Here is a 7325-nt window from a genome sequence, read left to right as displayed (position 1 = left end):
ATTATTTTCCCAGAAGTGCTCTTATTTATCTGTATCAAATTATATACTCAGTACCTTTAGTAAACTACAAAGCCTTTTTTATTTTCTCGATTTATATTTCCAAATGTTTAATCCTTCAAATAGAATGAAAAATACAACAAAACATTGAGTAAAGAACTCTTCTGGCAAAATATTAATAACTGGATCCTTTGCTGGGTCAAACAGCCAATCACTATTTCTAAATAGAACTTCATGAAAGACTACAAAGAAACTATCAAAGTTAATTGCCATTAATATAGCTAACACGATCCCTAAAATAGCTATATATTTAAATACCTGATTATATCTTGATCTCTTTTTATGTCTAAATCCAATATATACACCGGACAATACAAAAACACCAAAGTTAAGCATGAATAGCTTTTTGACGTCAGCAAAATGAGCTCTACCGGCGACTGATGACTGAAAATCACTTAAATGGAATTGACCACTAAACGGATTAATTAAATAATTCATCATTTGGTTATAGTTATGAAATATTTTCCCAAAGCTTAGGTTAACCGCTTGTTCTAAATAATAATGTTTTATTGCAAACAAAAACAATGGGTAACTAGCAAAAATCGTCACCGTTATTGTAAATGTAAGAATGAAAAAAGCTAATACAATTGTGTAAATTGTATCCTTTTGACTATTAGACATCCCATTGATCCAGACTTTCTACTTCATGTGTTGGTTTTCTAGTTTCTTTAGCTATATCTTCATGAGTGCTTACTCCTGTATAAACTAGAAGCGTTTCAATACCAGCATTTAATCCACATTTAATATCAGTATTATAGTTATCACCAACCATTACTGCAGTCTTTGGATCAAAGCCTTTTTCTGAAACTGCATAGTCAACAATGTCACGTTCTGGCTTTCCAATATACTTAGCCTTTTGTTGAGTCGAAGTTTCTACAAGTGAAATAACAGAACCAGCTCCCGGAACTAGTCCTCTTTCATTAGGTAAATTAGTATCAGCATTAGTTCCAATAAAGAATGCTCCACGTTTAATAGCTAAAGTTGCTAGTTCAAACTTATGATAAGTTACATCGTAATCTAAACCTACAATTACAACATCTGGATCAACTTCATTTAATTTGATTCCTGTTCCAAAAATAGCACTCTTTAACCCATACTCACCAATAACATAAGCAGAATGGTTAGAAACATCATCATCAAACATATTTTTTACGTAATCGGCCGTTGCCAAAGATGGCGTAACAACATGTTTTGCATCTGCAGTGATCTGATGATTATTCATCAAATTATCAGCTACTTGTTGTGGGGTCTTTGTCGTATTATTTGTTAAAAAATAATAGTCAAGATTTTTTTCGTTTAGACGATCGATAAATATTTTAGCCTCTGGAATCTTGTCCTTACCTCGATACATAGTACCGTCCAAATCAATTAGATATGTTTGATAGTTCATCATTTACTCTTTTCACCTATTTTTCTAATTTTGAATTTACTTGAAGAAGCCCTCTTACGCCTATTATTAGTAGTAGGATGGACTTTTTTATTATTATGATTGTGATGTACTACCGCATTAGTAGAACGCTTTTTTCTAGGTCTTCTAGAATTTTTCCTATGATGTTTTTTGTTAGTGGAAGATTTATTCTCCTTCTCTAAAACAAAATAAGAACAGCCAAAATTACAATACTCAACTAGATAATCCTCAAGATGTGAAATTTTATTATCTATTCCACTTTCAGGACGATTATCATCATAAAAGCCCTTGAATCTTAGTTGATCATATCCCCAGTCACCGACAATATAATCGTACTTATCCAACACAGTATTAAAGCGTTCTTCTATTTTCTCTTCATCAAAACCATTTTCATGATTTTCAACTAAATGATACTTTTTTCCATTGATGGTAATAATATCATCCGTCAAAACTGTAACTTTTGCCTGCTTAGATACAGTATTATCATCTATTTCCTGCAAGAAATCACCTCTTAAATTGGATATTTTTTACTTAAGTAATCTCCAAAAACACTTCTCAAAAATTTAGGATACAAAATGTCATTATTACCAGATATCTCTATAGAAGGAAAATATGGTACAAACAAATAATGATCCAATAATGCTAAAGTATACTCTTTCTTCTTATGTATTGCCTCTCCATTGATGTAGACATTTTTCTTATCATCAATACTTATCCCACGGTAAACTATTTCACCAAAGGTTTTACCACGAAATCCCATTCCCTTTTGAGGATGATTTCTTAAAAAGGCACGGTTTTTTTCCATTTCCATAACAAGACGCCAAACATTATCACCAGACATTTTGGTTCTCATAACATGAATAGCATGTGGCAACATCTTATGCAAATCATTTTTCGATACTGTTCCCTTATGAAGACTTTGTAAAAATAGTCCTGAACTAAGAATCGCTGCATCAGCATCAGCAAATTCTTTGATAGCTGTAAGTCCTTCTTCAATAACAGGATTTTCCTTATTAATATTACGACTCATCGTTTGAGGAATATTTGCAACTTTTACTTCATCTAATAACTGTTCACCTTGATGCATCTTTCCATCTATCCACGCTTTATCTTCTGGATTTTCTTGTAGAGAACTAGTTCTCGTAGTTACAGCATCTTTTCGTGTTATTTTTTTATCATCGTCTAATACAAGGTTGATCTCACCAATATTTTGTCCATATTTACCTGCTGCTGCTAGTAAGACACCATTATCCATTTCACCTTTTTCAAATAAATGATGCGTGTGTGATCCTATTACAACATCTATTTGCGGATACTTCTTAGCAATTCTACGATCCATTGAAACTCCCAAATGAGACAATAAAATTATTACATCACAATCTTTTTCTAGTTTAGATACCAAACCTGGGAGTGTTTCTTGAATCAAATGAATATCCCAATCTAATAATGGATACGTCAGAATATAGGGTGCTGTTAGACCTAACACACCTATTTTCGTATTTTTCTTAGTTTCTATTATTTTATATGGCTTAGCAAAACTAGCTAATTTACCTGTTTCCTTATCAAAAAGGTTACCTAAGATAACTTCAAAGTTTGCTTTACCATATAGATGGTTCAATTCAGAGTGACTATTTCCTAACCCCTCATTGTTACCGATAGTTGCAGCATCATATTTTAATGAATTTAACCATTCGATATTACTTTTACCATCCGTAGCATCAGTTAGAGGATGAGCACGATCCATTGCATCCCCAATATCAAATAGATAAAACTCATCATCAGAATTATTGGTTCTCTTATCTTCTATAAAGCGTTTGATCCTAGGAAAATTTTCAAAATGAGAATGTAGATCATTGGTATGGATAATCTTAATTGTCTCCATCATGTCCCTACTTTCTTTGTAGATTTGCTAAATCTTGCTTCTTCTTATTATACATTTCAATTATTTCTTCACCACGTAATGGAGAACCCCATGGAAGATCCTCTGATAGATATCCACGTTCTGGCGCATCTACTCCAACATTTATATTTTCAGCTGTTGACATACTATAATGATGAATGTGTCCATGAAGATTAATGATCTGCTCCACTTTTCCTAAAAACATAGGGTAGTGTGTGCAATAAAATTGATTATGATCAAATTTCAACAGTGCTCCAACATCTTCAAATTGAAATCTTGGTTCACCATCATCCATTGTATAGTTGTGCTTCTCTAGGAATTTAAATAGTGATCGATAGTCATGGTTACCCTTAATCAAGACCATATGACCCTTTAATTGCTTTAAAATATCATATGTCTCTTCATCAGTTGGATAATCTTGTGGACGCATCGAAATATCTCCCAGGTGATAAACCGTATCATTTTCATCTACACGAGCATTCCATGCATCGATCATTGCTTGATTCATCATTTCCACATTGTCAAAGTGCCTAGGTGCAAAATCATTAGGTTCCAATAATTGATAATGATAAAAATGAGTATCTGATATAAAATAATTCATTGTTATACTCACTCTTCCTTTGAAATTATTTTGTTTGCCTTTAAAATTTCATTAAAGGCATCTCGTACCTTACCTTCTGGCTTGTCGTATTCGACCCATTCTTTAAGGTTCATTGGAGGTACAGTATAGTTTTCGTTAACATAGTCTTCGTAAACTGATACAGCTGATGAATGAGGAATATTCAATTTCAAAATTCTTACCTCTTTGATAAATCCCAATTCAGCAGCTTTCTCAGCTCTACCATTCATCAAAACATTGGCTAGCTCATAATACTTTGTTCCATCGTTTCGAGTTATTTGTTCAATTATATCAAGCGTTTGTCTTTCATTATTCATTTATCATTAATACCTCACAAATTATTACTACGTATTTAGTATATAATATCTAAAAAGCTAGGGAGTTAATTATGGTCTCAAAAAAAATAATCCTTGTACTTTCTCTTTCTATTTTTCTTTTCATGAGTGGATTCGATGTAATTGGTCACCGTGGTGATCCCATCAAAGCTCCCGAAGAAACATTTGAAAGTTTTAACACAGCATTTTCAGAAGGTGCCGACTATGTAGAGTTAGATCTGCACGTTTCAAAAGATAATGTTTTAGTTGTGTCTCATGATAAAAATTTGGAGAGGATCACCGGAACATCCATGGTGGTTTCTGAACAAAACTTTTCGACTTTAAGCCAACTTCATCAAGAAAATGGTGAACCTATCCACAGTTTGGACCAAGTTTTTGCTCACTATAAAGATAATCCAAAAGCTAAATTTCTCATTGAAACTAAAAAAACTAAAAAAGGTAATCCTCAAAATATGGAGGAATTGCTGAAAGAATGTATCGATAAATATGGTATGCAAAACAGAGTTATGTTCCATTCCTTTTCAACTAAAAGTATGCAAAATGAAGCAAAATTGATGCCCAACATCCCTAGAATTTTCATTGCTGGTACCACTAAAAGAGTCAATTTTGATATTTTACAATACGTAACTGGTGTCAATCTTTCATCAAATATTGTTACGCCTGATATTATCAATGCATTGCACGCAATGAATAAAACTGTTTACGTTTGGGATGAGATGAATGAAAGCCCAAGTAAATGGAATACTCTAGTAAATATGCCAATTGACGGAGTTGTAACTAATTATCCTGCCACTGGTAATGAATACCGTGAACTGAAGAATCAATCACAAAGTGAAGTTCTTGATCAAAATGTATACTACTTAGGAACAAAAGAAGAACCTATTTACGAAAATCCTTACCGACTAGTTAAAACTAAACGTGAAGTACGTCCACTAGATGGGTTCCACATTACTAATATCATAAAATTTCATGGTAACGAATATGTACAACTTGGCGAGAATTCTTTTGCAAATGCAGAAGGATTTAACTCCGACTCTGCTTTAAAGGAATTGCGTCCCTACTTTGGTGCTAAAGCCATCTTTAGAGGACAGGAACAAAACAATTATCTATATAAAGATCCAAGAAAGAAAAATAGCATCATAAATCGTTTAGAGTTCAATAAGCCTGAACGAATACTAACAGTTCAAAAACTAGGTACACAAGTTTGGTTGAAATTAAAAGACGGTTGGATAAATTCTAAAGATGTATTGATTCAACTCAACCCTAATAATTATCTTGGTAATGAGAGTGAAGAAAGTTATTATGATCTCCCAGTCGGTCAAAGGTTTAAGAATATTGACTTATTGGAAAACAATTTATACTTGAAGCCAAGTACAGATCAAGATTTAAAACGTGCAAATTTAATAAGGGACTTCAATAGTTTGAATTTGATTTTCCCCATAAAAAATAATAACAATTCAATCAACCAAATTTAATAAATTCGCCATAGGCTTAATGATTTGGTAGAATTAAAAGAACATTTCCATAGGGAGGCTTTTTAAAACATGGCTATAGATTGGGAAAAAGAGATTGCTCATAGATCAGATGAAATGATCAATGACTTATCAGAATTAGTAAGCATCAACAGTCAAAGAGATGTAGAACATAAGACTGACGAGTATCCATTAGGTCCAGGACCTGCTAAAGCACTTAAGATATTTTTAAACTTTGCTAAAAGAGACGGATTTGAAACAAAGAATGTTGACAATTTAGCTGGACGTATCGAATATGGTGAAGGTGAAGCAGTTGGTATTCTTGCTCACGTTGACGTTGTTCCTGAAGGTCCAGGTTGGGAAACTGATCCATTTAAACCAGTCATTAAAGACGGTAAATTATATGCACGTGGTTCAAGTGATGATAAAGGACCAAGTCTAGGCGCTTATTATGCTTTGAAAGTTATCAAAGAAATGAAATTGCCTGTCAGCAAAAAAGTTCAACTTATCTTAGGTACTGATGAGGAAAATGATTGGACTGGTATCAATCATTATATGAAGACTGAAGAAATGCCTGAAGTTGGATTCTCACCTGATGCACAATTTCCAGCTATCAATGGTGAAAAAGGAATTGTCTCATTCGATGTTCAATTTCCTAACCCATCAAGCGGTTTAGTAAAGAGCTTTGAAAGTGGTATTGTAGCTAACATGGTACCTCAAAATGCAGATGCAGTTATTGACTTAACTGATATTAAAGTTGAAGAATTACAAGATCTATTCGATCAATTCTTAACTGGACATAAAGAAATCAAAGGTTCAATTGATTTAACTGATAATGAAGCAACTATCCACATTGTTGGTAAAGGTGCTCACGCAATGCAACCAGCGGTTGGTATCAATGCTGCAACTTATCTAGCATCATTTTTAACTAAACTGAATCTAAATGATCGTCAAAGAGAATATTTCCAATTTATTGCTGAATCATTGCATTTAGATTTTGCTGGTAAAGCACTAGGAATCGCAAATACTCACGAAGTAATGGGTGAATTAACTGTTTCACCTAATATCTTCAAGTTTGATGAAGACAATGCGTCAATTTTATTAAATATTCGTTATCCTAAGGGTGATGATGGTCAAAGTTTAACTGATAAAATCAATAAACATTTACCTAAGAAAGTTACCGCTACTATCAAAGGACACAATCAATTGCCTCACTTCGTACCTGCAGATGATCCATTAGTTAAAACACTTTTAAGTGCTTATAAAGATCACACTGGTGACGATAGTCCAGCTTACACAGTTGGTGGTGGTACATACGGACGTATCCTTAAAAAAGGTGTAGCATTTGGTGCCATGTTCCCTAACGACGAAAACGTTATGCATCAACCAAATGAATACATTGATCTTGAAAAGCTTCAAAAAGCAACTGCAATTTATGCAGATGCAATCTATCGTTTAATTAAATAATATTCTATCCTTAAAAGTTCTATGGAGAGCCTTTTCCCATAGAACTTTTTTTGTTTTTGTACTTATG

8 protein-coding genes are annotated in these 7325 nt (G+C 33.2%); 2 read left to right on the top strand and 6 right to left on the bottom strand.

The window, feature by feature from the left end:
* Positions 1 to 78: 78 nt before the first annotated feature.
* Genes FC72_RS08010 through FC72_RS07985 form a run of 6 tightly spaced genes read right to left on the bottom strand, consistent with a single transcriptional unit; the run spans position 79 to position 4301 of the window.
* Positions 79 to 678: a TIGR01906 family membrane protein gene (locus FC72_RS08010; protein WP_057766567.1), complete on the bottom strand. Its 600-nt coding sequence runs from the start codon at positions 676 to 678 to the stop codon at positions 79 to 81.
* Positions 671 to 1447, bottom strand: a complete 777-nt coding sequence (locus FC72_RS08005) for a TIGR01457 family HAD-type hydrolase (RefSeq protein WP_057766571.1) — start codon at positions 1445 to 1447, stop codon at positions 671 to 673. Before FC72_RS08005 ends, FC72_RS08010 begins: the two co-directional genes overlap by 8 nt.
* On the bottom strand, positions 1447 to 1965 hold the full coding sequence (locus tag FC72_RS10680) for a YutD family protein (RefSeq protein ID WP_235805164.1): 519 nt from the start codon (positions 1963 to 1965) through the stop codon (positions 1447 to 1449). The genes FC72_RS08005 and FC72_RS10680 overlap by 1 nt, the downstream gene beginning before the upstream one ends.
* Positions 1966 to 1976: 11 nt before the next feature.
* The gene (locus FC72_RS07995; RefSeq protein ID WP_201781804.1) at positions 1977 to 3347 is read right to left on the bottom strand and encodes a bifunctional metallophosphatase/5'-nucleotidase; all 1371 of its coding nucleotides are present in this window, start codon (positions 3345 to 3347) and stop codon (positions 1977 to 1979) included.
* A 7-nt stretch (positions 3348 to 3354) separates the two neighbouring features.
* Positions 3355 to 3966, bottom strand: coding sequence for a metallophosphoesterase (locus FC72_RS07990; RefSeq protein WP_057766564.1), 612 nt, complete (start codon positions 3964 to 3966; stop codon positions 3355 to 3357).
* Between the two features lie 8 nt (positions 3967 to 3974).
* A complete protein-coding gene (locus FC72_RS07985) occupies positions 3975 to 4301 on the bottom strand; it encodes a hypothetical protein (RefSeq protein WP_057766562.1) in 327 nt (108 codons plus the stop codon).
* A 71-nt stretch (positions 4302 to 4372) separates the two neighbouring features.
* Here FC72_RS07985 and FC72_RS07980 point away from each other — a divergent pair, with 71 nt between their 5' ends.
* Entirely contained in the window at positions 4373 to 5794 is a 1422-nt protein-coding gene (locus FC72_RS07980) for a glycerophosphodiester phosphodiesterase (protein WP_057766560.1), read from the top strand.
* 69 nt (positions 5795 to 5863) lie between these two features.
* A complete protein-coding gene (pepV, locus tag FC72_RS07975; protein WP_057766558.1) occupies positions 5864 to 7258 on the top strand; it encodes a dipeptidase PepV in 1395 nt (464 codons plus the stop codon).
* Positions 7259 to 7325 lie beyond the last annotated feature (67 nt).

Source organism: Companilactobacillus tucceti DSM 20183 (genome assembly GCF_001434665.1).
Lineage (GTDB): Bacteria > Bacillota > Bacilli > Lactobacillales > Lactobacillaceae > Companilactobacillus > Companilactobacillus tucceti.
Note: the sequence above shows the minus strand (reverse complement) of the source record. Positions and strands in the feature narration are given on the sequence as shown.

Coding starts and splice junctions, on each gene's coding strand:
- FC72_RS08005 (WP_057766571.1), bottom strand. CDS start 1,447: ATGAACTATCAAACATATCTAATTGATTTGGACGGTACTATGTATCGA.
- FC72_RS07980 (WP_057766560.1), top strand. CDS start 4,373: ATGGTCTCAAAAAAAATAATCCTTGTACTTTCTCTTTCTATTTTTCTT.
- FC72_RS07995 (WP_201781804.1), bottom strand. CDS start 3,347: ATGGAGACAATTAAGATTATCCATACCAATGATCTACATTCTCATTTT.
- FC72_RS07990 (WP_057766564.1), bottom strand. CDS start 3,966: ATGAATTATTTTATATCAGATACTCATTTTTATCATTATCAATTATTG.
- FC72_RS07985 (WP_057766562.1), bottom strand. CDS start 4,301: ATGAATAATGAAAGACAAACGCTTGATATAATTGAACAAATAACTCGA.
- FC72_RS08010 (WP_057766567.1), bottom strand. CDS start 678: ATGTCTAATAGTCAAAAGGATACAATTTACACAATTGTATTAGCTTTT.
- pepV (WP_057766558.1), top strand. CDS start 5,864: ATGGCTATAGATTGGGAAAAAGAGATTGCTCATAGATCAGATGAAATG.